General features: G+C 58.6%; 29 protein-coding genes. 16 read left to right on the forward strand and 13 right to left on the reverse strand.

Annotated elements, in window-relative coordinates; genetic code table 11:
• Window positions 1–6: 6 nt before the first annotated feature.
• The 3 genes from pdxH to anmK form a co-directional block, all read right to left on the reverse strand.
• Window positions 7–660 carry a pyridoxamine 5'-phosphate oxidase gene (gene pdxH / locus IMX17_RS06795; protein ID WP_033642930.1) on the reverse strand — a complete coding sequence of 218 codons (654 nt, stop codon included), beginning with the start codon at window positions 658–660 and terminating at the stop codon, window positions 7–9.
• Window positions 661–748: 88 nt separating this feature from the next.
• Window positions 749–1,051, reverse strand: a complete 303-nt coding sequence (locus tag IMX17_RS06800; RefSeq protein ID WP_004931294.1) for an MliC family protein — start codon at window positions 1,049–1,051, stop codon at window positions 749–751.
• A 45-nt stretch (window positions 1,052–1,096) separates the two neighbouring features.
• The gene (gene anmK / locus IMX17_RS06805; protein ID WP_046898478.1) at window positions 1,097–2,218 is read right to left on the reverse strand and encodes an anhydro-N-acetylmuramic acid kinase; all 1,122 of its coding nucleotides are present in this window, start codon (window positions 2,216–2,218) and stop codon (window positions 1,097–1,099) included.
• Window positions 2,219–2,569: 351 nt separating this feature from the next.
• Between anmK and IMX17_RS06810 the strand changes: the two genes are divergently transcribed.
• Window positions 2,570–3,034 (forward strand): glycine zipper 2TM domain-containing protein, encoded by a 465-nt coding sequence (locus IMX17_RS06810; RefSeq protein WP_025159710.1) that lies wholly within the window; start codon window positions 2,570–2,572, stop codon window positions 3,032–3,034.
• Between the two features lie 93 nt (window positions 3,035–3,127).
• On the opposite strand, the gene slyA is transcribed toward IMX17_RS06810, so the two are convergent.
• Window positions 3,128–3,559, reverse strand: a complete 432-nt coding sequence (gene slyA / locus IMX17_RS06815) for a transcriptional regulator SlyA (protein WP_004931301.1) — start codon at window positions 3,557–3,559, stop codon at window positions 3,128–3,130.
• 180 nt (window positions 3,560–3,739) lie between these two features.
• Here slyA and IMX17_RS06820 point away from each other — a divergent pair, with 180 nt between their 5' ends.
• Genes IMX17_RS06820 through IMX17_RS06830 form a run of 3 tightly spaced genes read left to right on the forward strand, consistent with a single transcriptional unit; the run spans window position 3,740 to window position 6,877 of the window.
• Window positions 3,740–3,976, forward strand: a complete 237-nt coding sequence (locus tag IMX17_RS06820; protein WP_025159708.1) for a DUF1656 domain-containing protein — start codon at window positions 3,740–3,742, stop codon at window positions 3,974–3,976.
• A 3-nt stretch (window positions 3,977–3,979) separates the two neighbouring features.
• The gene (locus IMX17_RS06825) at window positions 3,980–4,843 is read left to right on the forward strand and encodes an HlyD family secretion protein (RefSeq protein WP_015377735.1); all 864 of its coding nucleotides are present in this window, start codon (window positions 3,980–3,982) and stop codon (window positions 4,841–4,843) included.
• A gap of 3 nt (window positions 4,844–4,846) precedes the next feature.
• A complete protein-coding gene (locus IMX17_RS06830; RefSeq protein ID WP_193549510.1) occupies window positions 4,847–6,877 on the forward strand; it encodes an FUSC family protein in 2,031 nt (676 codons plus the stop codon).
• Here IMX17_RS06830 and sodC read toward each other — a convergent pair whose 3' ends face one another.
• On the reverse strand, window positions 6,878–7,399 hold the full coding sequence (gene sodC / locus IMX17_RS06835) for a superoxide dismutase family protein (protein WP_193549511.1): 522 nt from the start codon (window positions 7,397–7,399) through the stop codon (window positions 6,878–6,880).
• Between the two features lie 241 nt (window positions 7,400–7,640).
• On the opposite strand from sodC, the gene IMX17_RS06840 reads away from it, so the two are divergent.
• Window positions 7,641–9,485: a polyurethanase gene (locus IMX17_RS06840; RefSeq protein ID WP_046898480.1), complete on the forward strand. Its 1,845-nt coding sequence runs from the start codon at window positions 7,641–7,643 to the stop codon at window positions 9,483–9,485.
• Window positions 9,486–9,545: 60 nt separating this feature from the next.
• Here the strand turns inward: IMX17_RS06840 and IMX17_RS06845 are convergent, their stop codons facing one another.
• From IMX17_RS06845 to IMX17_RS06855, 3 genes are all read right to left on the reverse strand, one after another.
• Window positions 9,546–10,442 carry an aldo/keto reductase family oxidoreductase gene (locus tag IMX17_RS06845; RefSeq protein ID WP_046898481.1) on the reverse strand — a complete coding sequence of 299 codons (897 nt, stop codon included), beginning with the start codon at window positions 10,440–10,442 and terminating at the stop codon, window positions 9,546–9,548.
• A 100-nt stretch (window positions 10,443–10,542) separates the two neighbouring features.
• Window positions 10,543–10,782 (reverse strand): DUF1289 domain-containing protein, encoded by a 240-nt coding sequence (locus IMX17_RS06850; RefSeq protein WP_046898482.1) that lies wholly within the window; start codon window positions 10,780–10,782, stop codon window positions 10,543–10,545.
• Between the two features lie 21 nt (window positions 10,783–10,803).
• On the reverse strand, window positions 10,804–11,733 hold the full coding sequence (locus IMX17_RS06855; RefSeq protein WP_193549734.1) for a LysR substrate-binding domain-containing protein: 930 nt from the start codon (window positions 11,731–11,733) through the stop codon (window positions 10,804–10,806).
• Window positions 11,734–11,871: 138 nt separating this feature from the next.
• Between IMX17_RS06855 and IMX17_RS06860 the strand changes: the two genes are divergently transcribed.
• The 6 genes from IMX17_RS06860 to rnt all read left to right on the forward strand — a co-directional run bounded on the left by IMX17_RS06860 (window position 11,872) and on the right by rnt (window position 17,703).
• Entirely contained in the window at window positions 11,872–12,513 is a 642-nt protein-coding gene (locus IMX17_RS06860; RefSeq protein ID WP_046898484.1) for an NAD(P)-dependent oxidoreductase, read from the forward strand.
• Between the two features lie 136 nt (window positions 12,514–12,649).
• Window positions 12,650–14,287: a phosphoethanolamine transferase EptA gene (eptA, locus tag IMX17_RS06865; protein ID WP_046898485.1), complete on the forward strand. Its 1,638-nt coding sequence runs from the start codon at window positions 12,650–12,652 to the stop codon at window positions 14,285–14,287.
• Between the two features lie 102 nt (window positions 14,288–14,389).
• Window positions 14,390–15,010, forward strand: a complete 621-nt coding sequence (locus IMX17_RS06870; RefSeq protein ID WP_046898486.1) for a TetR/AcrR family transcriptional regulator — start codon at window positions 14,390–14,392, stop codon at window positions 15,008–15,010.
• 87 nt (window positions 15,011–15,097) lie between these two features.
• Window positions 15,098–16,201: an alkene reductase gene (locus tag IMX17_RS06875; RefSeq protein ID WP_033642920.1), complete on the forward strand. Its 1,104-nt coding sequence runs from the start codon at window positions 15,098–15,100 to the stop codon at window positions 16,199–16,201.
• Between the two features lie 333 nt (window positions 16,202–16,534).
• On the forward strand, window positions 16,535–16,942 hold the full coding sequence (gloA, locus tag IMX17_RS06880) for a lactoylglutathione lyase (protein WP_033652600.1): 408 nt from the start codon (window positions 16,535–16,537) through the stop codon (window positions 16,940–16,942).
• A gap of 77 nt (window positions 16,943–17,019) precedes the next feature.
• Window positions 17,020–17,703 carry a ribonuclease T gene (gene rnt, locus IMX17_RS06885; protein WP_016927925.1) on the forward strand — a complete coding sequence of 228 codons (684 nt, stop codon included), beginning with the start codon at window positions 17,020–17,022 and terminating at the stop codon, window positions 17,701–17,703.
• 68 nt (window positions 17,704–17,771) lie between these two features.
• On the opposite strand, the gene IMX17_RS06890 is transcribed toward rnt, so the two are convergent.
• Window positions 17,772–18,119 (reverse strand): Grx4 family monothiol glutaredoxin, encoded by a 348-nt coding sequence (locus tag IMX17_RS06890; RefSeq protein WP_004931329.1) that lies wholly within the window; start codon window positions 18,117–18,119, stop codon window positions 17,772–17,774.
• A 416-nt stretch (window positions 18,120–18,535) separates the two neighbouring features.
• Between IMX17_RS06890 and IMX17_RS06895 the strand changes: the two genes are divergently transcribed.
• Window positions 18,536–19,354: a C40 family peptidase gene (locus IMX17_RS06895; protein ID WP_042784370.1), complete on the forward strand. Its 819-nt coding sequence runs from the start codon at window positions 18,536–18,538 to the stop codon at window positions 19,352–19,354.
• A gap of 200 nt (window positions 19,355–19,554) precedes the next feature.
• Window positions 19,555–20,133, forward strand: coding sequence for a superoxide dismutase [Fe] (gene sodB, locus IMX17_RS06900; RefSeq protein WP_004931333.1), 579 nt, complete (start codon window positions 19,555–19,557; stop codon window positions 20,131–20,133).
• A gap of 64 nt (window positions 20,134–20,197) precedes the next feature.
• Here sodB and IMX17_RS06905 read toward each other — a convergent pair whose 3' ends face one another.
• The gene (locus IMX17_RS06905) at window positions 20,198–20,287 is read right to left on the reverse strand and encodes a YnhF family membrane protein (RefSeq protein ID WP_004931335.1); all 90 of its coding nucleotides are present in this window, start codon (window positions 20,285–20,287) and stop codon (window positions 20,198–20,200) included.
• 322 nt (window positions 20,288–20,609) lie between these two features.
• Between IMX17_RS06905 and purR the strand changes: the two genes are divergently transcribed.
• The gene (gene purR, locus IMX17_RS06910; protein ID WP_004931336.1) at window positions 20,610–21,635 is read left to right on the forward strand and encodes an HTH-type transcriptional repressor PurR; all 1,026 of its coding nucleotides are present in this window, start codon (window positions 20,610–20,612) and stop codon (window positions 21,633–21,635) included.
• On the opposite strand, the gene punR is transcribed toward purR, so the two are convergent.
• On the reverse strand, window positions 21,623–22,579 hold the full coding sequence (punR, locus tag IMX17_RS06915; RefSeq protein ID WP_046898487.1) for a DNA-binding transcriptional activator PunR: 957 nt from the start codon (window positions 22,577–22,579) through the stop codon (window positions 21,623–21,625). The two genes, purR and punR, sit on opposite strands and share 13 nt — an antisense overlap.
• Window positions 22,580–22,702: 123 nt before the next feature.
• Between punR and punC the strand changes: the two genes are divergently transcribed.
• Both punC and cfa read left to right on the forward strand, forming a co-directional pair.
• Window positions 22,703–23,914, forward strand: a complete 1,212-nt coding sequence (gene punC / locus IMX17_RS06920) for a purine nucleoside transporter PunC (protein WP_046898488.1) — start codon at window positions 22,703–22,705, stop codon at window positions 23,912–23,914.
• A gap of 344 nt (window positions 23,915–24,258) precedes the next feature.
• Complete coding sequence (cfa, locus tag IMX17_RS06925; protein WP_046898489.1) at window positions 24,259–25,410, forward strand: cyclopropane fatty acyl phospholipid synthase; 1,152 nt, start codon at window positions 24,259–24,261, stop codon at window positions 25,408–25,410.
• A 71-nt stretch (window positions 25,411–25,481) separates the two neighbouring features.
• Here cfa and IMX17_RS06930 read toward each other — a convergent pair whose 3' ends face one another.
• Both IMX17_RS06930 and IMX17_RS06935 read right to left on the reverse strand, forming a co-directional pair.
• Complete coding sequence (locus IMX17_RS06930) at window positions 25,482–25,775, reverse strand: I78 family peptidase inhibitor (RefSeq protein ID WP_182264558.1); 294 nt, start codon at window positions 25,773–25,775, stop codon at window positions 25,482–25,484.
• A 53-nt stretch (window positions 25,776–25,828) separates the two neighbouring features.
• Window positions 25,829–26,479, reverse strand: a complete 651-nt coding sequence (locus tag IMX17_RS06935) for a riboflavin synthase (protein ID WP_046898491.1) — start codon at window positions 26,477–26,479, stop codon at window positions 25,829–25,831.
• Between the last annotated feature and the right edge of the window lie 145 nt (window positions 26,480–26,624).

Genomic DNA, 26,624 nt, shown 5'->3' on the forward strand with positions numbered 1-26,624 from the left:
ACGTCTTCAAGGTGCCAGTCGGTCAATTTTCCAGTCATTCCCGTCCCGCTGATACAGGAAACGGTCATGCAGGCGGTGGGCGCCGCCCTGCCAGAACTCGACGGAGTCGAATTTCACGCGGAATCCGCCCCAGAAACTCGGCAACGGCACCTCGCCCTGCTGGAACTTTTGCTTCAACTCGAGGAATTTGCTTTCCAGCACGCCACGCGCGGAAATGCGTGACGACTGCTGCGACACCCAGGCGCCGATTTGGCTGTCCTTCGGCCGGCTATGGAAATACTTCAGCACTTCGAGGGTCGACAGGCGCTCCGCCTGACCGAGGAAAATCACCTGACGATCGAGCATGTGCCAGGGGAACAGCAGGCTGATATGCGGGTTTTGCGCCAGCTGCTGCGCCTTGCGGCTGCCGAGGTTGGTGTAAAACACCAACCCCTGCTCATCGAAATGCTTGAGCAGCACGATGCGCTGATACGGCTGGCCGCGTTCGTCGACGGTGGCGACGCACATGGCGGTCGGATCGGCCAGGCGCGCGTCGCAGGCCTGTTTCAGCCAACGCTCGAACAGCTCGAGCGGATTGGCGGTCAGATCGTTGCGGCGCAGGCCGCCTCGGGTATATTCACGGCGCAGGTCCGCAACATCAAACTCATTCTTTTCAATCATCTGGGTTATCGACCAACTGAAAAATCCGTCGTTACATTCTGCGCCTGCGGCGCCAGGAACTCAATCGCTCCGACGCCGCCGCTGACCGTCACTCCGTCAACACGCAGTCGCTCATGACTACCTTGCCGTTGCGCTCAAGATAGGCATTGCGGTCTTTCGACCAAAAAGTGTATTTGCCGTCGCTGTATTTGGCGCCGGTCAGCGCCAGCACCTGCTTGAGATGCAGCTGCTCGCCATCCATCAGCAGGCTGACTTCGCTCGCCTTGCCGTCGAGCGCCACCGTCAGCGGCGTAGTGCCGCACTGGTAGTGCATCGTCTGGCTGCTCTGCGGCAGGATGTAGCTGCAGCCGGACAGCGCCAGCGCGCCGGCGACGAAAATGACTTTTTTCATGCTGTTGCTCCTTAGAAAAATCCTTCACAGGCTATCCTAACAGAGCTAACGGCCCCTCAATGGCAAAACCGGATAAATCCCACCCAGCAACGTTTCACGGCTGGCGCCGGTCACCGAAGGCAGGTTGCCGGCCTGGCCGGACAGCGTGCGAAACGCCAGCCAGGCGAAGGCCAGCGCTTCCATGTCGTCGCCGCTGACGCCGCAATCGTCGGTCAGGCCGACCTCAGTGCCCGGCAGCAGCGCCGACAGGCGCGCCATCAGCAGCGTGTTGCGCGCCCCGCCGCCGCAGACCAGCAGGCGCTCACACCCGCCGGCCAGCTGCACCTGTTCGCTAATGCTGACGGCGGTCAGCTCCGTCAGCGTGGCCTGCACGTCGACCGGCGCAATCGCCGGTAATCCGGCCAGCTGGCGCTCCAGCCAGGCGATGTTGAAATACTCGCGGCCGGTGCTTTTCGGCGCAGGCAGCGCGAAGTAAGGGTCCGCCAGCATCTGCTGCAACAGCGGCAAACAGACGCGCCCCTGCATGGCCCAGCCGCCGTCCTGATCGTAAGGTTGCGCGCGGTGGCGCCAGATCCAGGCGTCCATCAGCATGTTGCCCGGCCCGGTGTCGAAACCGCGCACCGGCGCACCAGGCAACAGCAGAGAGAGGTTGGCGATGCCGCCGATGTTCAGCACCATACGCCGTTCGACGGGATGCCCCAGCAGCGCCTGATGAAACGCCGGCACCAGCGGCGCGCCCTGCCCGCCGTAAGCCATGTCGCGCCGGCGGAAATCGCCGACGGTGGTGATATTGGTCAGTGCGGCGATGCGGTTGTTGTCGCCGAGCTGCATGGAGAAACGCGCATCACCTTCCGGTTCGTGCCATACCGTCTGGCCGTGGCAGCCGATGGCGGTGATATGATCCGCGTCGATGCCGGTTTGCTTCAGCAGGCCGAGCACCGCCTCGCCAAACAGCGTGCCCAGCTGTGCGTCCAACCGGCCGACCGCGGCCAGCGTGGTTTGCTGCCCCTGGCACATCCCCAGGATCTCTTTTTTCAGCGCGATCGGCATCGGATGGCTATAGCTGGCCTGCTGCGCCACCATGCGATCGTCAATCGCGGCCAATACCACATCGATTCCGTCCAGACTGGTGCCGGACATGACGCCTATATAGCGGCCTGACTTCATAGCAACATCCTCTAACCCGCACGGTAAGCAAATTTTATCCTGACAAATAAACCAGAATTGACGAATTAACGCCATGAATTATGATGCTTTTTTTACGCGCCGTGAGCCAGATGCGTCTCTGTGGCACATTTTATGTGTTAAACCGTGCGTTAACCGGCAACGGAATGTCGGTGAGGCTGTCATAAAGGTAAACCGCGGTTTATTATTGGTTGAACAGAGAAAAGTTAAGCTGCGTGCAGCGATGAGGCATGGCGCTGTATCAACTTTCAGCCATACTTTGTCTATCATTTTCACTGAATCTTGCCTGGTGAGCTTTGCCAGGTTATGGACTACTACCATCAGGAGTTTTATATGATCAAGCGTCTTCTCGTCGTTGCCGTCGCCGCCGTTACGTTGGCTGGGTGTGCCAATGAATCCATGTCCGGCGATGTCTACTCGTCCTCGCAGGCCAAGCAGGTGCAGAACGTCACTTACGGGACGCTGGTTTCCGTGCGTCCGGTTAAAATTCAGGGCGGCGAAGGCTCCAACGCCTTGGGGATGATCGGCGGCGCGGTAATTGGTGGGTTGTTGGGCAACACCGTTGGCGGCGGCACCGGCCGTACGTTGGCTACCGCGGCGGGCGCTATCGCCGGCGGCGCGGCGGGCAACAGCATCGGTGAAGTGGCCGGTCGTACCTCAGGCTACGAGCTGGAAATCAAAACCGACCAGAAAGAGAACATCGTCGTGGTGCAGAAAGCAGGCGACACCAAGTTCAGCCCGGGTCAGCGCGTGCGCATGGCGCGCATGGGCGACACCATCACCGTCTCTCCGCTGTAAGTCAGCAGGCGGCACACGGCAAACCGGAGGCAATCGCCTCCGGTTTTATTTCTGATGCTGTGAAACTGTAATCGTAGAAAAATAAGAATATTATTATTTGTTCTGCAGTTCGGTGATATTTTGTTCTAACTTGCCAATCAGCCCTACCAACAGATGCACTTCGTCGGCGGTAATGCCGCTTAAAATCTCACTGCGCGTAGACGTGATCACACTGTCGACTTCCCTGATGATCGGATCGGCCGCTTCGGTCAGCTTGATGCGCTTCGCGCGGCGATCGTTGGCACAGGTGTGACGCGTGATAAGCCCCTTCTCCTCCAGTTGGTCCAGCGTGCGAACCAGTGACGGTTGCTCGATACCGATCGCCTTGGCCAGCTGGATTTGCGACTGCTCCGGCGGCAAGCGATTGATATTGTGCAACGTAACCCAATGCGTTTGGGTCAGCTCCAACGGCTTGAGCCGATGATCGATGAGCGCTCGCCAAACACGAACCAATCGTGCTAAATCTGAACCTAATGTTGACTCCACTTACCCCTCCTTATAATTAGCATGCTAACATTACCTCCCAGAGCTTAGACTATTTTGGGTAACTCACATTAAAAACACAAATGTATATAATGTATATTGTGGAAATAACCACTATTTTTAGCCGCTATTGTTTAATCGTTATGCAAATATTCAACATATTCACCCGTAGGGATTGTTAATGTGAATACATCATGGTTACACGCCTCATCGCCCTTACCCGATTTGGTCCTGGGGGCATCGCTTTATTTTCCACCCATATTTAAAGCTTTTTTGCTAGGACTGGTCTTATGGCTGCTGATTCATCAGCTGCTCAGGGACTGGATGTATTCCGGTGAAATCTGGCACCCCATGTTGATGGACCTGTCCATTTTCGTCCTGACCGTCAGCGGTTCCTTATGGATTTTAGCGAGTTGGTAACCCATGCAGCATAAAACATTAAAATACTTTTCTACGGTGATCGTCTGCGCCATTGCCGTCTGCGCCGGTTGGTGGCTCTGGAATTATTATATGCAATCCCCATGGACCCGTGACGGAAAAGTGCGCGCAGAACTCGTCAATATCACCCCTGAGGTTTCTGGAAGATTAGAGAAAATAAGTGCGAATGACAATCAATTCGTACCTGCGGGAAGTCTGATTTTTACCCTCGACCCGGTGCCTTATCAGATCGCGCTGGACAATGCCGAGGCCGCGGTGGCAAAAGCGCAATCGGATCTGGCCAAGGCGGACCACGAAGCCGCCCGACGCCGCGGGTTGCCGCGCAACGTTATTTCCGCTGAAGATTTGGATGAGTCCAATTTAGCCGCTCAGGCAATGAAGGCCGCCTATAAAGCCGCCCTGGCCAACCTGGAACAGGCCAAATGGAATTTGAGCAAAACTAAAATTTACGCACCGACCGACGGTTATATCACCAATCTGCAGGCGCGGGTCGGGAACTACGCCAACGCCGGCACGCCTTTGGTCGCACTGGTGGATGTCCATTCGTTTTATGTACTCGGTTATTTCGAAGAAACCAAGCTGAAACATATAAAAGAAGGCAATAAAGCCGATATTGTCTTATATAACGGCAACACCCCGCTGCAGGGGGAAGTAGAGAGTATCGGCCGCGCCATTTACGATCAGAGCGTTGACAGCAACAACGATCTATTAATGGATGTTAAGCCCAATGTTCCCTGGGTGCGTTTGGCTCAGCGCGTGCCGGTGCGGATAAAATTGCTCAACGTGCCCGCCGATTTGACGCTGGTTGCCGGCACCACCTGCACCATTTCGATTCATCAGCGGAACTAAAGTGTGAACCTGCCCTTTCTGGAGTGGAGCCGTACCCCCTGGGGTAAGGCGACCGGCGGCCAATGGCGCTATGCGCTGCGCAACTCACTGGCGATGTGTCTGGCGCTGTGGGTGGCGTTCGTGCTCGAGCTCGACGAACCCTATTGGGCGCTCACCTCCGCCGCGGTGGTCAGCTTCCCCACCATCGGCGGCGTGATCAGCAAAAGCATCGGCCGCATCTTCGGCAGCCTGGTGGGCGCCGCCGCCTCGGTGGCGATCGCCGGCCACTGCCTGAACGATCCCTGGCTGTTCACGCTGTTCATCGCCGCCTGGATCGGGCTATGCACCTATATCTCCAACCATTATCAAAACAACGTCTCCTACGCGTTCGCGCTGGCGGGCTATACCGCCGCCATCATCGCCTTCGGTACGGTCAACGTCACCGATACCCAGCAGATCTTCGATATCGCCCAGGCGCGGGTTTGCGAAGTGATCACTGGCATTCTGTGCGGCGGGTTGATGATGATGATCCTGCCCAGCACCTCCGACGGCGAAGCCTTGTTGACTTCGCTGCGGCGCATGCAGCAACGGCTGCTGGAGCACGCCGCCATGCTGTGGCAACCGGAGGTCACCGCGCAGATGCGCACCTCGCACGAAGGGGTTATCGGTCAGATCCTGACCATGAACCTGCTGCGCATTCAGGCGTTTTGGAGCCACTACCGCCTGCGGCGGCAAAATAATCTGCTCAACTATCTGCTGCACCAGCAGCTGCGCATTACCAGCGTCATTTCCAGCCTGCGCCGCATGCTGCTGAACTGGCCGGATCGCCCCGCCAATCTGATGCCGGTGCTGACGCAACTGCTGGATGAATTGCGCGATCCCGCCACCGACAAATACCGTTTGGCGCGCCTGCTCCAGCAGATTGCCCCGCAAGATGCAGCGGACTACCGCCATCGCGCCTTCTGGCTGCGTTTGCGTGATTTCTGCTGGCTTTACCTACGCTGCAACCGCTGGCTGCAACGATTGGAAAGCGCCACGGCGGTCAGCGTTCTCCAGCCGCCGCGCGTCACCTCGCTGGCGCGCCATACCGACAGCTACGAAGCCGCCTATAACGGCCTGCGCACCTTTTTATGCATCGTGATCGGCTGCGCCTACTGGATCAACACGCAGTGGGACGCCGGCAGCGCGGCGCTGACGCTCACCGCCATCAGCTGCGTGCTCTACTCCTCCACGCCTTCGCCAATCAACAGCGTCAGCACCTTGCTCAAGGCGGTGCTGCTGCTCTCGGTCGCCTGCTTCGTGGTGAAATTCGGTTTGATGATCCAGATTGATGATTTCTGGGTGTTCTGCGCCTTCCTGTTCCCGATCCTGGTGACCATGCAGATGCTCAAACTGCAGAATCCGCCTTATGCCGCGCTTTGGGGGCAGCTGATCGTCTTCATGGGCTCATTTCTGACCGTCAGTAATCCGCCGAGCTATGACTACCAGTCCTTTATCAATGACAACATCGGTAAAATTGTCGGTGTGCTGCTGGCCGGGCTGGCGTTTCAGATCCTGCGCCCCAGCTCGGACAAGCGAAAGAGCCGCCGTATTATCCGCGCGCTGCGCCGCGACTTTATCGATCAGTTGAGCAAAAAGCCGCAGCAGAGCGAAAGCCAGTTTGAATCGCTGATCTACCATCGCATCAGCCAGCTCAATCAAAGTCAGGATCAGGAGGCGCGCACCTGGTTGCTGCGCTGGGGCGTAGTGCTGCTCAACTGCAGCCATATCGTCTGGCAGCTGCGCGACTGGCAAACCCGCTCAGATCCGCTGTCGGCGGTGCGCAACGTCTGTATCCACTGCCTGCGCGGCATCATGACGGAGAAAGGCGTGCAGCACAGTTCGCTGGACGCCACGCTGCAAGAACTGCTGCGCATGAGCAACGCCCTGGCGCACCACCCGGAACAGGCGGCGCGCGATCTGGCCGGCCTGATTTGGCGGCTCTACTGCTCGCTGCAGCAATTGCAACAGGCCATTGGCCAGCCCGCCGCCACAGCGGCCGTCAGCGGCAGATGATCACTTGATCACGCCGCAGGCGAAGCGCTCACCGCCGCCGCCGAGCGGCAGCGGATGATCCGAGTGATTATCGCCGCCGGCGTGCACCATCAGTGCCTTGCCCTCAATTTCACTGATTTTTTTCAGCCGCGGCGCCAACACCGGATCGTTCGCCATGCCGTCGGCGGTCACATAGATGGCCGGCAAATCGCCCAGATGCCCGTCGGCATACGGCCCGAGGTGTTTCCCGGTTTTTTGCGGATCAAAATGCCCGCCGGCCGCCAGCGCCGCCACCGCCTTACCGTCCTTCATGCCCGGCTCACAGCTGCCTTTCTCATGCACATGGAAACCGTGCACCCCGGCCGGCAAGGCTTTCAGGCTCGGCGTGAACAGTAAGCCGTAAGGCGTTTCGCTGATGGCCACTTTGCCGATATCCTGACCGATGCCCTGCCCGGTCACCAAGTTCATCTCAACGTCGACCGTCGCCGCCTGAGCGGCCCCGCAGGCCATCAGGCCAAACGCCACATACCAATAACGTTTCATCAATCAGTCTCCTTAATGACTCTATCGAGTTATCAGTATAGGAGAGCCAGCGCCAGCACTGTTAACCAACGCACAATCTCGCCAATTTGATTCGCGGGCCTAATATTTAGCACCAATAATAATTCTACCGATGTTGGTCCTCTGACCAGCTGTCGTTCGGCTAACGTTGTTTCCCTGTTTCCACCGCCGACGCGCGAGAGTTCACTTCCCGGCCAGGCGGCATACTTCATAAGGAACTGATATGGGCATCTTTAGCTATAAGGATCTGGACGAAAACGCGTCAAAGGCGCTGTTTTCCGACGCCTTGGCCATCTCTACCTACGCTTACCACAATATCGATAACGGCTTCGATGAAGGCTATCACCAGACCGGTTTCGGCCTCGGTCTGCCGCTGACGCTGATCACGGCGCTCATCGGCAGCACTCAGTCGCAGGGCGGCCTGCCCGGTCTTCCCTGGAACCCCGATTCCGAACAGGCCGCGCAGGACGCGGTGAACAATGCCGGCTGGTCAGTGATCGACGCCGCGCAGTTGGGTTACGCCGGCAAAACCGATGCGCGCGGCACCTACTACGGCGAAACCGCCGGTTACACCACCGCTCAGGCCGAGGTGCTGGGCAAATATGACAGCGAAGGCAATCTCACCGCCATTGGCATCTCATTTCGCGGTACCAGCGGCCCGCGCGAGTCGCTGATCGGCGATACCATCGGCGATGTGATTAACGATCTGTTGGCCGGGTTCGGGCCGAAAGGCTATGCCGACGGCTATACGCTGAAGGCCTTCGGCAATTTGCTGGGGGACGTGGCGAAATTCGCGCAGGCCCACGGGCTGAGCGGCGAAGACGTGGTGATCAGCGGCCACAGCCTCGGCGGGCTGGCGGTCAACAGCATGGCGGCGCAGAGCGACGCCAACTGGGGCGGCTTCTACGCGCAGTCCAACTATGTCGCCTTCGCCTCGCCGACCCAGTACGAAGCCGGCGGCAAGGTGATCAACATCGGCTATGAGAACGATCCGGTGTTTCGCGCGCTCGACGGCACCTCGCTGACCCTGCCGTCATTGGGCGTTCACGATGCGCCGCATACCTCCGCCACCAACAATATCGTCAACTTCAACGACCACTACGCGTCGGACGCCTGGAATCTGTTGCCGTTCTCCATTCTCAACATTCCGACCTGGCTATCCCACCTGCCGTTCTTCTATCAGGATGGTCTGATGCGGGTGCTGAACTCCGAGTTTTATTCGCTGACCGACAAAGACTCGACCATCATCGTCTCCAACCTGTCGAACGTCACGCGCGGCAGTACCTGGGTGGAAGATCTGAACCGCAACGCGGAAACGCACAGCGGGCCGACGTTTATCATCGGCAGCGACGGCAATGATTTGATCAAGGGCGGCAAAGGCAACGACTATCTCGAGGGGCGCGACGGTGACGATATCTTCCGCGACGCCGGCGGCTATAACCTGATTGCCGGCGGCAAAGGCCACAATATCTTCGATACCCAGCAGGCGTTGAAAAACACCGAGGTTGCCTACGACGGTAATACGCTTTACCTGCGCGACGCCAAGGGCGGCATTACGCTGGCGGACGACATCAGCACCCTGCGCAGCAAAGAAACCTCCTGGCTGATTTTCAGCAAAGAGGTGGATCATCAGGTGACCACCGCCGGATTGAAATCGGATTCGGGCCTCAAAGCCTATGCAGCCGCCACCACCGGCGGCGACGGCGATGACATCCTGCAGGCTCGCAGCCACGACGCCTGGCTGTTCGGCAACGCCGGCAACGATACGCTGATCGGCCATGCCGGCGGCAACCTGACCTTCGTCGGCGGCAGCGGCGATGACATCCTGAAGGGGGTCGGCAACGGCAATACCTTCCTGTTCAGCGGCGATTTCGGCCGCGACCAGCTGTATGGCTTCAACGCCACCGACAAACTGGTATTTATCGGCACCGAGGGCGCCAGCGGGAATATCCGCGACTATGCCACGCAGCAAAACGACGATCTGGTGCTGGCCTTCGGCCACAGCCAGGTCACGCTGATCGGCGTCTCGCTCGATCATTTCAACCCCGATCAGGTGGTGTTGGCCTAAAGACCGACGTAAAAAAAGCCGGGCGCTTTCGCCGCCCGGCTTTCCTCTTTCTACCCCGTCTCAGGGCACGTCATACCCCAACGCCGCCTTGCGAATGCGGAACCACTGCTGGCGGTTCAGCGCCAGTTTCTGCGCCTTCAACGCCGAACGCACCCGCTCGATCTTGCCGGAGCCGATAATCGGCAGCGGCGAAGACGGCAGGCGCATCACCCAGGCGTAAACCACCTGTTCAATGGTCTCGGCGCCGATCTCTTGCGCCACCCGCTGCAGCTCGTCGCGCAGCGGCTGGAACTCGGCGTCGTTGAACAAGCGGCCGCCGCCCAGGCAGGACCAGGCCATCGGTTTGATGCGCAGCTGCTGGCACTGGTCGAGCGTGCCGTCCAGGATCGCCGGTTGGTGAATCGGCGAAATTTCCACCTGATTGGTGACCAGAGAGAACGGCAGACGCGACTGCAGCAGTTGGAACTGCGCGGGCGTAAAGTTAGAGACGCCGAAATGGCGCACCTTGCCGCTTTTGTGCAGCGCGACAAAGGCTTCGGCCACGTCGTCAGCGTCCATCAACGGATCCGGGCGGTGGATCAGCAACAGGTCGAGGTAGTCGGTGTGCAGATGGCGCAGCGAGTGTTCCGCGCTCTGTACGATATGATCGCGGTCGGTGATGTAGTGGCCGATCGGGTTGCCGGGCTTGGCGGTGGTGGCAATGCCGCACTTGCTCACCAGCTCCAGCGACTGCCGCAACGCGGGCTTCAGGCGCAGCGCGTCGCCGAATGCCTGCTCACAGGCATAGCCACCGTAGATATCTGCGTGATCGACGGTGGTTATGCCCAGTTCGACATGCTGTTCGATAAACGTCAGCAGCTGCTGCGGCGACATGCCCCACTCCATCAACCGCCAGTAACCGCAAATCATGCGGGAAAATTCAGGCCCCTGCGGCGCGAGACGAATGCGTTCTACCATTGCGAAAACCTCATGACATTAGTTGTCAGCCAGCATACACAAGCCGGTGAGGCGCAGGGAAGCGCAAAGGCGCATGAACGTGCGGCAGATCAGGAAAGGGTCAAAACAGCGAAGGCTGTTCCGGCAGCGGCTCGTCGGGGGCTTTGTTGGCGCGCTGCAGGCGCAGGAAACGTTGGCGACACAGACGCAGCACTTCGCGCTTTTGCGCGTCGCTCATGCTCATCCAGCCGAACCGCTCCTCGCGGCTGCGCAGGCAGCCACGGCAGAAACCGCGCTCGTCGGCCTGGCAAATGCCGCGACACGGGCTGGGGATGTCGAAAAATTCAAGCTGCTGTGCCACGGGCCCTCCTGCATTCTCCTGCTAATTGAAGACGTCATCGCCGCCGCTGGCAAGTCCCTTTTCGCCATTGCGGCGAAAATAGTCGCGCAAATAGCGCAGCGCCTGGCGGCTTTTCTCCGGCATAGTGCGTTCCAGCGTCAGCGCGTGCAGCCGCAGCGGCGCCGGTCGCCACTCCGGCAACAACAGCAACAGCTCGCCGCGCTGCAGCTCATCGCCAATTTCATACAGCGGCTGAACGGAAATGCCCAGACCGGCGCGGGTAAAGGCGCGCATCACGTTCATGCTTTCGCTGACGATCTGCCCCTCCGCCAGCCGCAGCTTGACCTGCTGGCCGGATTGATGCAGCAAATCCAGATGGTCCCCGCTGTAGCCGCTGGAAATCCAGCGGTGCTGCACCAAATCCTGCGGCTTTTCCGGCACCCCATGCTGGCTGAGGTAACGCGGCGCGGCGCACAGCACCATCGGCCACGCCGTCAGCGGGTGAGCGATCATATTGGCGTCCGCCAGTTGACGATTGGCGCGCAGCGCAATGTCGACCCGGTGTTCTATCATGTCGACGATGCGATCGTCCGCCAGCACCCGCAGCGTCAGCTTGGGGTGCGCCTGCAACAGCGGCGCCAGCGCCTCCGCCAACGAGCGGCCGCCGATGCCGACCGGGGTGGCGATGCGCAGCTCGCCCACCAGCGTGTCCCGCAGTTCCGCCAGCCGCTGCTCCGCCTGCTGCGCCTGTTGCAACATCGCCTCGCAGCCGGGATAAAACGCCGCCCCCGCCTCGGTCAACGCCAGACGGCGGGTGGAGCGGTGCAACAGCGGCACCCCGAGCGCCTTCTCCAGCGAGCGCATATGCTGACTGACCGCCGACGGCGTCATGCCCAGCCGCCGCGCCGCACCGGCCAACGATCCCTCCGCCACCACGGTGGCGAACACCGCCATTCGATTGAGTTTATCCACCATTATGAAGTTTTACTTAATCAAGAAAGCATGAATATGGCACTAATCACGGCTATTGTTAAGGACTAGAGTAGATCCCACGCAGCAGGCACATCGGCCTGCCTTACGATACTGACCCATCCCTGAAGGAGCATACAGATGAAAGTAGCCATTATTGGAGCAACCGGTTTTGTTGGCCGCCGTGTGGTGGATGAAGCGCTGGCTCGCGGCATGCAGGTAACGGCGATCGCCCGTCAGAAAAAAGATTTGCCGGACCACGCCAATCTGACCGTCGCGCTGGGCGACGTCGCCGATACCGCCTGGCTGGCGGGGCAGTTGCACGGTCAGGATGCGGTGATCAGCGCCTACAATCCCGGCTGGGGCGAAGACAACCTGTATGAGAAGACTACGCGCGGCGCCCAGCAGATCCTTACCGCGGTCGAGCAGGCAGGCGTCAAGCGCCTGTTGGTGGTGGGCGGCGCAGGCAGCCTGGAAGTGGCGCCGGGCGTTGAACTGGTGGATACGCCGCAATTCCCGGAAAATATCCGCCCCGGCGCGCAGGCGGTGCGCGATCTGCGCAATAAACTGCGCAACGAATCAGCGCTCGACTGGACCTACCTCTCTCCGGCCGCCCTGCTGGAACCGGGCAAACGCACCGGCCAGTTCCGCCTCGGCACCACGCAGCTGCTGATGAACGGCGACGCGCCGGCCAGCATTTCGGTGGAAGATCTGGCGGTGGCTATCGTCGATGAGATTGAAAAACCTCAGTTTATTCGCGCCCAGTTCACCGCCGCCTACTAATTCCCCTCACCGCCAGGCCACCGGCCTGGCGTTTTCCCGCGTTCGCCGCCGCCAGTATTCTGAATTTCTAAGGTTTTCTTAAGTTTCATCCGGTAGATTTCAAGGCATTATCCACTCTCAGGATCCAGATTTGGCAATGTGGTTACGTCAACGCTTACAGTGCAACAGCCTCGGTTTTATCCTCGCCACCGCCCTGTTCTTCACTCTGTTCCAAAACGCGTTATTCCTGCATCGCGCCTGGTCGTATATCACCTTCGATAGCGTCCACAGCGTGATATTCGCCGCCAGCATGCCGGTGGTGATCTTCTGTGCGCTGAATATTATCTTCAGCGTGTTGACCGTGCCCTACCTGCGCAAACCGCTGATCGTCTTTTTCTTGCTCGGCAGCGCCGCAGCCAACTATTTCATGTACAGCTATGGCGTAGTGATCGACGGCAACATGATGCAAAACGCCTTTGAAACCAACACCCACGAAGCGACGGCGTTGCTGACGCCGCGCATGGGGCTGTGGCTGGCGCTGCTCGGCGTCCTGCCGGCGGCGGCGGTTTGCTTCACCCATATTCGCCAGACCCGCCCCTGGTGGTACATGGTTGGGCTGCGCGCCGCCAACGTCATGCTGTCATTGGTGGTGATCCTGATCATCGCCGCGCTGTTCTACAAAGACTACGCTTCGCTGATCCGCAACAATAAAAGCGTGGTGAAGATGTTAACGCCTTCCAACTTCGTCGCCGGCACCATCAAGTTTACCGAGCAGCGCTACTTCACGCGCAATCTGCCGCTGGTGAAGATCGGTGAAGACGCGCGCAAAGGGCCGCTGATCGCCGGACAGGCCAAGAAAACGCTGGTGATCCTGGTGGTGGGCGAAACCGCCCGCGCCGAAAACTTTTCTCTCGGGGGCTACGATCGCGAGACCAACCCGCGCCTCAAGCAGGACAACGTGGTCTATTTCAAGAACGCCAGCTCTTGCGGCACCGAAACGGCAATCTCCGTCCCCTGCATGTTCTCCAACATGCCGCGCAAAGCGTACGACGCAACTCAGGCGACGCACCAGGAAGGCATGCTCGACGTGCTGGCGCATGCCGGCGTCAACGTGCTGTGGCGCGATAACGACGGCGGCTGCAAAGGCGCCTGCGATCGGGTGCCGCACATCGACATGACCAAACTGAAACTGCCGCAGGACTGTGACGGCGAGGTTTGCATGGACAATGTGCTGTTGTACAAACTGAACGACTACATCAATAGCCTGAAAGACGACGGCGTGATCGTGTTGCACCAGATGGGCAGCCACGGCCCGGCTTATTACCGCCGCAGCACGCCGCAGTTCCAGACGTTTTCGCCGACCTGCAACAGTAATCAGATCCAGGATTGCAGCCATGAGCAGTTGGTGAACACCTACGACAACTCGATCCTGTATACCGACGCGATGCTCGATGCCACCATCAAGCTGCTGCAGCAGTATGACGACCGGTTCAATACCGCGCTGGTCTACCTGTCCGATCACGGCGAATCGCTGGGGGAAAACGGCATGTACCTGCACGGCACGCCTTATGTGTTCGCGCCAAGCCAGCAAACTCACGTGCCATTCCTGATGTGGATGTCGGCCGACTATCAGCGCAATTTCGGCATCGATCGCCAGTGCCTGAGCGCGCTGGCGGAAAAGGACGACGTGTCGCAGGACAATCTGTTCCACACCCTGTTGGGCATGCTGAATGTGCAGACGCGTGAATATCAATCCCAGTTGGATATTCTGCAACGCTGCCGCAACGCGGCGTAAGCGCTTAACTTCCGCGTGCCGCTGAGGCACAATGCTTGAGACCAACCGGCGTTTTGTGCGCCGGTTTTTTTATTCCCATTGACCTAGACCAATCGGTCTATTATGCTCGGCACCATGATGACCAAATCAACGCATTGCAACGTGGATACACGTGAACATCTGCTCGCCACCGGCGAAACCCTCAGCCTGCGCCTGGGCTTTACCGGCATGGGGCTGAGCGAACTGCTGGCCACGGCGGGCGTGCCGAAAGGGTCGTTCTACCACTATTTCCGCTCGAAGGAAGCCTTCGGCGAAGCGATGCTGCAACGCTATTTCGCGCACTATGATGCGCAAATGCAAACGCTGTTTGCCGACGAGCACACCGATGCCCGCCACCAGCTCTTGGGGTATTACGCCCAGGCCATCAGTTACCACTGCCGCAGCGAATGTCATAACGCCTGTCTGGCGGTGAAACTCTCCGCCGAGGTGAGCGACCTGTCGGAGCCGATGCGCCATGCGCTGGAAACCGGGACCGCCCGGGTGATCGGCCACCTGCAGGCGGCCATTGAGCGCGGCATCGCGGAGGGATCGCTGTCGGTAGCCATGAGCCCGGCGGCAACCGCAGAGACGTTGTATGCCCTGTGGCTTGGCGCCTCGCTGCGCGCCAAGATCCGGCGCTCGTTGGCCCCGTTGACCAGCGCACTGGAAAGCATTGAGTTGCTGCTGCGCCCGCCGCAGCCGTAACACCACCGTCTTTTTTCGTGAAAATGCAGTTCGTGTTTTTTTATCGCCCATAACTAGACGACCGGTCTATTAAATACAGGATGCACTATGAAGACTGAAAAATTGCTCTCTCCGCTGAAAGTTGGCGCAGTCACCCTGCCCAACCGCGTGTTTATGGCTCCGCTGACGCGTCTGCGCAGCATCGAACCGGGCGACATTCCCACGCCGCTGATGGCGGAGTATTATGCCCAGCGCGCCGGCGCCGGTCTGATCGTGACCGAAGCGACGCAGATTTCCTTCCAGGCGAAAGGCTACGCCGGTGCGCCGGGCCTGCATACCCCGGAGCAGATCGCCGCGTGGAAACACATCACGCAGGCGGTACACGACAAAAACGGCCACATCGCCGTACAGCTGTGGCACGTAGGCCGCATCTCCCACACCAGCCTCCAGCCGGGCGGACAAGCGCCGGTCGCCCCTTCGGCGATCAACGCGGACACCCGCACCACCGTGCGTGACGAAACCGGTGCCTGGGTGCGCGTACCGACCTCTACGCCGCGCGCGCTGGAAACCAGCGAGATCCCGGGCATCGTCAACGATTTCCGCCAGGCGACCGCCAACGCGCGTGAAGCCGGCTTCGACTTTATCGAGCTGCATGCGGCTCACGGCTATCTGCTGCACCAGTTCATGTCTCCGGCATCTAACCAACGTACCGATCAATACGGCGGCAGCATCGAGAATCGCACCCGCCTGACGCTGGAAGTGGTCGACGCCGCCATCGCAGAATGGGGCTCCGAGCACATCGGCATCCGCATCTCGCCGCTGGGGCCGTTCAACGGCCTGGACAACGGTGAAGATCAGGAAGAAGCGGCGCTGTACCTGGTGGAAGAGCTGAACAAACGCAACATCGCCTATCTGCACATCTCCGAACCGGACTGGGCCGGCGGCAAACCGTATTCCGACGCCTTCCGTGACTCGGTGCGCGCCCACTTTAAAGGAGTGATCGTCGGCGCCGGCGCCTACACCGCTGAAAAAGCCGAAGCGTTGATCGAAAAAGGCTTCATCGACGCGGTGGCCTTCGGCCGCAGCTACATCGCCAATCCGGATTTGGTCGAGCGTTTCCGTCAGCACGCCCCGCTCAACGAACCTAAGCCGGAAACCTTTTACGGCGGTGGCGCCGAAGGGTATACCGACTATCCGTTTCTGACGAAGTAACCCGTCCTGATCCTAAACGGCCACGCAACCGCCTGGCCATTTTTTTATGCACGCAAAAAGGCCCGCACAAGGCGGGCCGACGTTCCCTGGTGTTGTTATCTGCTACAGGTCAATTTCTACACGGTTACGGGCGGAATTGATAATTGATTGTGCAGATCAATTACTTCGTATCGATCGGTACACTCGATCAATATTTAAACACCCATGGCGAGGGGGTAAAAAGTGACATCGTCACCAGTTCGTCACGTTGAATTCCCTTGCGGGACAAGGCTATACTCGCTTGTGCTTCAATCCACCCGCCGTCTGCCACGGCACAGTCAATTCAGAGGAATTATGCGCTTACTCCATACCATGATCCGCGTCGGTGATCTGCAACGCTCCATCGACTTCTACACCAAGGTATTAGGCATGCGCCTGCTGCGCACCAGCGAAAACCCGGAGTACAAATACTCGCTGGCTTTTGTCGGCTATACGGAAGAGAGCGAAGGCGCGGTTATCGAACTGACCTATAACTGGGGCACCGACAGCTACGACATGGGCACCGCCTTCGGCCACCTGGCGCTGGGCGTGGACGACGTCGCCGCCACCTGCGACAACATCCGCCGCGCCGGCGGCAACGTCACCCGTGAGGCCGGCCCGGTGAAAGGCGGCACCACGGTGATCGCGTTCGTCGAAGATCCGGACGGTTATAAAATCGAGCTGATCGAAAACAAACACGCCGGCCAAGGCCTCGGCCACTAAGCCTTTCTCGGGGCGCGCCTGCACCCCGCTGATTCTCCGCGCGATAGCGCCTGCAACCGGGCGCAAAATTTGCCATAATGCGCGCTGCATTCGATGAAGATAAGAAACTGATGGCCGAAAAAAGTGATCTTAACGCCCTGAGTGGTCGTTTTCGTGGGTTTTATCCCGTAGTAATAGATGTTGAAACCGCCGGCTTCAACGCCAATACCGATGCGCTGCTGGAAATCGCCGCCGTGACGCTGAAAATGGATGAAGACGGCTGGCTGCAGCGCGACGAAACCCTGCACTTCCACGTGGAGCCTTTCGAGGGCGCCAACCTGCAACCGGAAGCGCTGGCGTTTAACGGCATCGATCCGCACAACCCGCTGCGCGGTGCGGTCAGCGAATACGACGCGCTGCACGCCATTTTCAAAGCGGTGCGCAAAGGGCTCAAGGATCGCGGTTGCAACCGGGCCATTATCGTCGCGCACAACGCCAACTTCGATCACAGCTTCCTGATGGCCGCGGCCGAACGCGCCGGCTTGAAGCGTAATCCGTTCCATCCGTTCGCCACCTTCGACACCGCTGCGCTGAGCGGCCTGGTGCTGGGGCAAACGGTGCTGGCCAAAGCCTGCATCGCCGCCGGCATGCCGTTCGACAGCAGCCAGGCGCACTCCGCGCTGTACGACACCGAACAAACCGCCCTGCTGTTTTGTGAGCTGGTTAACCGCTGGAAGCGTCTCGGCGGCTGGCCGCTGCCCGCCGGCGATCTCGCCGAATAAGCCCAATAAAAAAGGCGGCCCAGTTTGCACTGGCGCCGCCCGTTACGCGATAAACGCAAGTCTGTCGATTAAGACTGCTGGTCTTCCTGCGCTTTATACTTTTCTGCCGTTTCTTTGATCAACTGCTGCAATTCGCCGCGCTGATACATTTCGATGATGATATCGCAACCGCCGACCAGCTCACCGTCTACCCACAGCTGCGGGAAAGTCGGCCAGTTGGCGTATTTTGGCAGCTCGGCGCGGATGTCCGGGTTTTGCAGAATATCCACATAGGCGAAACGTTCGCCGCAGGCGGACAGCGCTTGCACAGCCTGAGCAGAGAAGCCGCAGCTCGGCAGCTTTGGCGAACCCTTCATGTACAGCAGAATCGGGTTTTCAGCGATCTGGTGCTGAATTTTTTCAAGTGTCGTCGTCATTTATTGCTTCCTCAAGCCACATTTCATGGCTACAACATGCATCACGCGGGCTATTGTAGCGGCTGGAACAGTCGCAAGAAAACGCCATCTTTTGCAAGGATATTCGCCCGCCGCCGATCGCGTTTCACCGGCCACGTCATTCCGGTCAAAACATACGTTGAGAATAACATTTTTAATCCGACCATTTCACTAATATATTGCGCCGCGATGACGGCGCGGCTTAATTATATCCGTCACCGCCGCCTGGCGCTTTTTTATACACCGACAGGCTGATTTTAAACCAAAAAAAATGTCATTAACGTTTTCTCACAATATGGATTATTATTTATGAGTTCTTCGCTGTTTTATATGGCGAAATTCGGGAATACTGTAACTCTTTCGATATCCGTTTCGGGGCCAAGGTTGGTGACGTCGACATGCGTTTAATTCTTACGCTCTTTGCGCTGCTGTTTACGCAGCTCTTCTTCAATTTGGCGCACGCTGCGCCACAGGCGCGTGTTGCCGCCGAGCAGCGTAAAAGCCATGCCAATGAAGCGCGGCCCGATGACCGCAGAAAAAAGAAAGCGGATAAAGCCGCCAAAAAAGCCAAAGTGACGGCCCCCGAGAAAAAAACCAAGACCGCCAAGGTCAAAAGCGAGAAAAGCGCGAAAAAGATCGTCAGCGCCAAACCCAAGGCCAAAGCGCAGAAAACCGCCAAAATTAAAGTCACCCCGCCGAAAAAGGGCTACAAAAAAGGCTATGGCCGCCACCGCGAAGCCGGTATGGCCACCGCCAAGCTGGCGCGTGATGAAAAACCGTTGAAACTCAGCCCGGCGCACAAAAAGCGTTACCAGCACGCCAAGCAGACCGCGATGGCCAAGCTGATGGATCAGATGGGCAAGCCTTATCGCTGGGGCGGCAGCTCGCCGCGCACCGGCTTCGACTGCAGCGGCCTCATCTATTACGCCTATAAAGACGTGGTGAAAATCAAGATGCCGCGCACCGCCAACGAGATGTATCACCTGCGCGACGCGGCGCCGATCAAGAAAAGCGAACTGGAAAGCGGCGATCTGGTGTTCTTCCGCATTAACAACCGCGGCGTGGCGGATCATGTCGGCGTCTACCTCGGCAACGGCAAATTCATCCAGTCGCCGCGCACCGGCGAAGAGATCCGCATCAGCCAGCTCGACAACGACTATTGGCAGAACCACTACATCGGCGCTCGCCGCGTAGTGACGCCGAAAACCATCCGTTAATTCGCTGCTCTGCGCGGTTGTGGCCTCGGCCGCAACCGCCTGCTCAAGCTATCGCCCATCGCACTCCCCCACGCGCATTTCTCGCTTTTCCTCCTGTTTTTTATGATGAAAATTGTTAAGATTGAATGACCACAATAAAAAACGGCCCATCCGGCGTTCGCCCCGGCGAGAAGCTGAATGGCGCTGTAAAGGAGGAAGCAATGTCGTTTGAATTACCTGCATTACCGTATGAAAAAAACGCGCTCGAGCCGCACATCTCCGCCGAGACCCTGGAATACCACTACGGCAAACACCACAACACCTACGTGGTTAACCTGAACAACCTGGTGAAAGGCAGCGAGTTCGAAGGCAAATCGCTCGAAGAGATCATCAAGACCTCCAACGGCGGCGTGTTCAACAACGCCGCGCAGGTGTGGAACCACACCTTCTACTGGCACTGCCTGTCGCCACAGGGCGGCGGTGAACCGCAGGGCGAACTGGCGGCGGCGATCGTCAAATCCTTCGGCTCTTTCGCTGCGTTCAAAGAGCAGTTCACCGATGCCGCCGTGAAAAACTTCGGTGCTGGCTGGACCTGGCTGGTGAAAAAACCGGACGGCGCGCTGGCGATCGTCAACACTTCCAACGCGGCAACCCCGCTGACCGGCGAAGACAAACCGCTGCTGACCGTTGACGTGTGGGAACACGCGTATTACATCGATTACCGCAATGCGCGTCCAAAATACCTGGAAAACTTCTGGGCGTTGGTCAACTGGACCTTCGCGGCGGAAAACCTGGCGTAAACGCAGGCCTTGCCTGAGTGATGAGGCGCAGCTTGGCTGCGCCTTTTTTATAACTGGCGGGAAATCAGTTCAACGCGGCGACAAAGCTGAAAGCGATGATCATCGCCAACGCGCCGACGGTGGTGAACAGCGACATCTTCAGATCGGTATCCATGACAACTCCTTTAAAATGGGCTTTCCTAAGGATAAAAGACGCACAATTAGTACGTCAAATCATTTTCCCACAGTTCGCCGATAAAATCTTGTTATCATTTCCCGGTTTATAATCTCGATTACCTCTTCCACTTTTGTTCAATATGCGACAAAATTCGCAGTTCACAACTGCGTACCGGCATTCATGCCCCTCCTGATTAAGCGCTGACGACTTCAACACTAAAAACTCAGTTTTCGCTTCTCTGGAGAAGGATCTACGTAGGCAAACGATTAACATCACACTTACATGCTGTAAACATGTGAGTTCAGGAGTCATTCCTTACATGGCAACGATTAAAGATGTGGCCAAACGCGCGGGCGTTTCCACCACCACCGTTTCGCACGTCATCAATAAGACTCGTTTCGTCGCCGAAGAGACCAAAGCGGCCGTGTGGGCCGCCATCAAAGAGCTGCACTACTCGCCGAGCGCCGTAGCGCGCAGCCTGAAAGTCAATCACACCAAGTCTATCGGTCTGCTGGCCACCTCGAGCGAAGCGCCCTACTTTGCCGAAGTGATCGAGGCGGTGGAAAACAGCTGCTACAGCAAAGGCTATACCCTGATCCTGTGCAACTCGCACAACAATCTGGACAAACAGCGCGCCTACCTGGCGATGCTGGCGCAAAAGCGCGTCGACGGCCTGCTGGTCATGTGTTCCGAATACCCGGATCAGCTGCTGGGCATGCTGGAAGACTACCGCAACATCCCGATGGTGGTAATGGACTGGGGCGCCGCGCGCGGCGACTTCACCGACACCATCATCGATAACGCGTTCGAGGGCGGCTATCTGGCCGGGCGTTATCTGATCGAACGCGGCCACCGCGATATCGGCGCTATCCCGGGCCAGCTGTCGCGCAACACCGGCGGCGGTCGGCATCAGGGCTTCATGAAGGCGCTGCAGGAAGCGCATATCGATATTCGCGAAGAGTGGATAGTCCAGGGTGACTTCGAGCCGGAGTCCGGTTACAAGGCGATGCATCAAATTCTGTCGCAAAAACAGCGACCGACCGCGGTATTCTGCGGCGGCGACATCATGGCGATGGGCGCCATCTGCGCCGCCGACGAACTGGGGCTGCGGGTGCCGCAGGATATTTCCGTGATCGGCTACGACAACGTGCGCAACGCCCGCTACTTCACCCCGGCGCTGACCACCATTCATCAGCCGAAAGAGCGTCTGGGCGAAATGGCCTTCACCATGCTGCTGGATCGCATCATCAGCAAGCGCGAAGAATCGCAGGTGATCGAAGTGCATCCGAAACTGGTCGAACGCCGTTCGGTCGCCGACGGTCCGTTCATCGACTACCGCCGCTGATCCTCCTCCCTACCGGAAGCCGACACGGCTTCCGGTGCCGCCTCACTCAGCCACTCCTGATTCAGCGTCTCGCCATCGCCCAAATACGCCAGCAGCCAGCTCATCGCCGGTGACGGTTTATCCTGTTGCCAGGTCAGGCAGCAGGGGCTGGCGGGAAACGGCTGCTGCAACTGCAACGCCTTCAGCTCACCGCGCTGCACCCGCGGCAGCGCCAGATGCGCCGGCATCATGCCGACGCACAATCCGGCGCACAAACAGTCGAGCGCCGAGGTCCAGTCCGGCACCACCAGCCGCCGCTGGTTATCCAGCGTCCAGGTGACGCGCTTGGGCAGATTGCGCGAGGTGTCTTCCAGACAAAGCGCAGGGTACGGCCTCAACCGGTCGTCATTCAACGGCCCTGCCAGCTGCGCCAGCGGATGCTGTGGGCTGACTACGCACAGCCAGTTCATATCCCCCATGTCGCGGAAAGCGAAGCCGCCGCCGACCGGCACCGCGCGGGTGGCGCCGATCGCCATGTCCACCCTGCCGTCCACCAATGCATCCCACACGCCGTTAAATACCTCGGGTTGCAGCATCAGCTCGACGTCGGGGAAATGGCGGTAGAAATCCAGCACCAGCTGGCGGCTGCGCTGCGGTTTGACGATGATGTCCACCGCGATATTCAGCTGACCGCGCCAACCGTTGGCCACCTGTTGACAGTGGCGGCGGGTGTCGAGCATTTTTTTGATAACAGCTCGCGCATCCTTGATAAACAGCGCGCCGGCCGGCGTCAGTTCCACATCGCGATGACGCCGCTCAAACAGCGGCACCGCCAGCCATTGCTCCAGCTGCCGCACGGTATAACTTACCGCCGACGGCACCCGGTGCAGCTCCTGCGCCGCCGCGCTGAAACTGCCGGTGCGCGCCACCGCATCAACGACCTCGAGAGAATATTCAGACCACATCGCTTTGCCTTCAATTTTTTTAACAGCACTTTGCAAATATTACCGTTTCACAAGCAGAGATCCAGCCGGATACACTGGCCGGCGCTAAAAACCTGCGACACTAAAATATTAACGAGAAATACCATGCGAAATTCCTTTGGTTTTATGTTCTACCTCGCCGGCCTGAGCATGCTGGGTTATCTGGCGACCGATATGTACCTGCCCGCCTTCGGCGCCATGCGGGAGGAACTGCAAATTTCCGCCGGCGCGGTCAGCGCCAGCCTGAGCATCTTTTTGGCCGGCTTCGCCTTCGCGCAGCTGCTGTGGGGGCCGCTCTCCGACCGTCTGGGGCGCAAACCGGTATTGTTGATTGGCCTGACGCTGTTCGCGCTCGGCTGCCTGGGCATGCTGTGGGTGGAAAATGCCGCTCAGCTCTGGATACTGCGCTTTATTCAGGCCGTAGGCGTCTGTTCCGCCGCCGCCATCTGGCAAGCGCTGGTGGTCGACCGCTATCGTGAAGGCCAGGCCAACCGCGTATTCGCCACCATCATGCCGCTGGTGGCGCTATCGCCGGCGCTGGCGCCGCTGCTGGGCGCCTGGCTGCTGAACCACGCCAGCTGGCGCGCGATCTTCGCCGTGCTGCTGGCCATCACCGCCTTGTTGCTGCTGCCGACGCTGCTGCTCAAAGAGAACACCAGGCCAAAACCCGCCGTCGACGCGCCAAAAAGCAGCGTCAGTTTTTGGCAATTATTGAAATCCCCGGTATTCAGCGGCAATGTCGCCATGTACGCCGCCTGTTCGGCCGGTTTCTTCGCCTGGCTGACCGGCTCGCCGTTTATCCTCGGTGATATGGGCTACGGCCCGAGCGACATCGGCCTGAGCTATGTGCCGCAGACGCTGGCCTTCCTGCTGGGCGGTTACGGGTGCCGCGCCGCGCTTAAGCGCATCAATGGCAAAACCCTGCTGCCGTGGCTGCTGGTAGCTTATGCTGTCAGCATGGTGGCCCTGTATCTGGTGGCGACCCTGACCAACCCGACGCTCACCACGCTCCTGATCCCGTTCTGCGTGATGGCGCTGGTCAACGGCGCCGGCTATCCGATCATGGTGGCCAACGCGCTGATGCCGTTCCCGGACAGCAGCGGCAAAGCCGCCGCGCTGCAAAATACGCTGCAGCTGGGGCTGTGTTTCGTGGCGAGCATGCTGGTATCGACGTTTATTGCGCAGCCGCTGTTGGCGACGGTGACGGTGATGGTGTCCACGGTGATACTGGCCGCGCTGGGGTATTTCCTGCAGCGGGGAAAAGCGGCCAAGGCGCCGCAAGAAACGCCGCGCGAGCATGCTAACTCAGCGTCATAATTGCCAAGCTAAATAATCACTTAAAGAATATGCGTGCCGAGTGCGATTTACAGTTGAGTCAATGCCTCGGCGCGCCTATACTCAAAAACAACCTTGTAAAGTAACACCTTATAATCTCTATATCTCAATTAGCTGTTGTGTACGCGTCTTGCGTCACACTCTTTTTTTAAAGAGGCGTTTATCCTGCGCCGTTTGCGTCGGATCGCTTCTTTAAATTTCCTCTGTTCATAGTCGGATATCAGACGCCGCGGGCTTATTTCCCGTTGGTATACGTATGCACCCGCAGAAATTGTCTAAGCTGTTTCCTAACGGGTCATCAGTCAGAAGAAGGTGATGGAGAAGCTATGAGTTCATCGTGTATAGAAGATCTGAGCATCCAGGATAACCAGTGGTACCGTATCGCGCACGAAATGCTCGGTCTGGCCGGTATCGAAATTAACGGATCGCGCCCTTTCGATATTCAGGTTAAAAACCCCGAATTCTTTAAACGCGTTTTGCAGCAAGGCTCACTGGGTCTCGGCGAGAGCTATATGGACGGCTGGTGGGAGTGCGAGCGGCTGGATATGTTCTTCCAGCGCGTGGTCAGCGCCGGGCTGGAGAAGAAGCTCCCCCACCATCTGAAAGATACCCTGCGTATCGCCGCAGCGCGCCTGACCAATCTGCAATCGAAAAAACGCGCCTGGATCGTCGGCAAAGAGCATTACGATCTTGGCAACGATCTGTTTACGCTGATGCTCGATCCTTACATGCAATACTCCTGCGGCTACTGGAAAGACGCCACAACGCTGGAAGAAGCGCAGGAAGCCAAGTTGCGGATGATCTGCGAAAAACTGCAGCTGCAGCCGGGCATGCGCTTGCTGGATATCGGTTGCGGCTGGGGCGGCCTTTCTGCCTACGCGGCGAAAAATTACGGCGTGTCGGTGGTCGGCGTGACCATTTCCGCCGAGCAGCAGAAGCTGGCTCAGGCGCGCTGCGCCGGGCTGGACGTGCAGATCCTGTTGCAGGATTATCGCGATCTGCACCAGCAGTTCGATCGCATCGTCTCGGTCGGCATGTTCGAACACGTCGGGCCGAAAAACTACCGCACCTATTTCGACGTGGTGGAGCGCAATCTGGCACCGCACGGCCTGTTCCTGCTGCACACCATCGGTTCCAACAAGACCGATATGAACGTCGATCCGTGGATCAACAAATATATCTTCCCGAACGGCTGCCTGCCCTCGGTGAGGCATATCGCCGAGGCCAGCGAAGGCCATTTCGTGATGGAAGACTGGCACAACATCGGCGCCGACTACGATCGCACGCTGATGGCCTGGTTCGAGCGCTTCAAACAGGCGTGGCCGCAGCTTGCTCCGCGTTATTCCGAGCGCTTCGAGCGGATGTTCAGCTATTACCTGAACGCCTGCGCCGGCGCGTTTCGGGCGCGCGACCTGCAGCTCTGGCAGGTGGTGTTCAGCCCGAAAGGCGTTGAAGGCGGCATCCGCGTCGCACGCTGAACGCTCCCCTAATAAAAAAGCCCCGGCAACAACATCGCCGGGGCTTTTTTTGCTTTTTCGAACCAGGCGACTTAGCCGCAGTATACGCGGATGATTTTATCGTCGCGATCGCCGAGGAAGTTCAAACGACGCAGGTTGAAATCCATAGTGACGGCAGAGTTGTACGGAATGGCGCGCACCTTGGATTCGATCCGCACGCCTTCCAGCGACGTCATCGGCTTGCCGACGAAGTTTTGATACTGCGAAGCGCCGCAGGTGTCGTCCGCATCGGCCGCTTGCGCGCCGCCGCCCTGCTCAGGTGAACTGCTGCAGGCGCTTAGCGCCAGCAACGCGGTTAACAACAACGTTTTCCCATAAAACTTCACGCGTTTCTCCTCTCTGCTTATAATTCGATGTCGGCGGCAACGCCGCATCGCTGTCAGTCTTTGTGCGCCGGCGCTATCGCCGCCGCCAGCGTCGCTTCCCGATTGGCCAACACACGCTCGACGGTGTCCACCACCGCCTGCGTTTGCGGATCGATCTCGATGTTCACCTTATCGCCCAGGCGTTTTTTACCCAGCGTAGTGCGCTCCAGGGTTTCCGGGATCAGATGCACGCAGAAACGGTTATTCACCACTTCGCCGATGGTCAGGCTAATGCCATCGATGCCGATGAAACCTTTGTGCAGCACATATTTCATCAATTCCGCATTCGGCATGCGCAGCCATACCTGACGGTTATTTTCCGAGGTATAAATTTTGGCCACTTCCGCCGTGCAGATGATATGGCCGGACATCAAATGACCGCCAATTTCATCATTGAATTTCGCCGCGCGCTCGATATTGACGATGTCGCCCAGCGCCAGATCGCCGAGGTTGGTCAGGCGCAACGTTTCCTTGATCAAATCGAAGCTGACGCGGTTGCCTTCCACCGCGGTGACGGTCAGGCAGCAGCCGTTATGGGCCACCGACGCGCCCAGCTCCAGCCCCGGCAGCAGTTCTGCAGGCATCTCGATCACATGGGTGCGGAAATTGGGTTTCTCATCAATGGCGACCAGCGGCGCGGTGCCTTGTACGATACCGGTGAACATATGTGCCTCTTCTTACTCAATAGATTAAAACGCTTCCGGCAGTTTGCCCCAGTTGGCGCGGAAAACCAAATCCGCGACGGCAAAAAACGCGTCCCTGCGCATTTAATAACTATTTATCTGCGGCGTTTGCTTAACGACGCCGAGC

The organism is Serratia sp. X3 (genome assembly GCF_014982455.1).
GTDB lineage: Bacteria > Pseudomonadota > Gammaproteobacteria > Enterobacterales > Enterobacteriaceae > Serratia > Serratia ureilytica.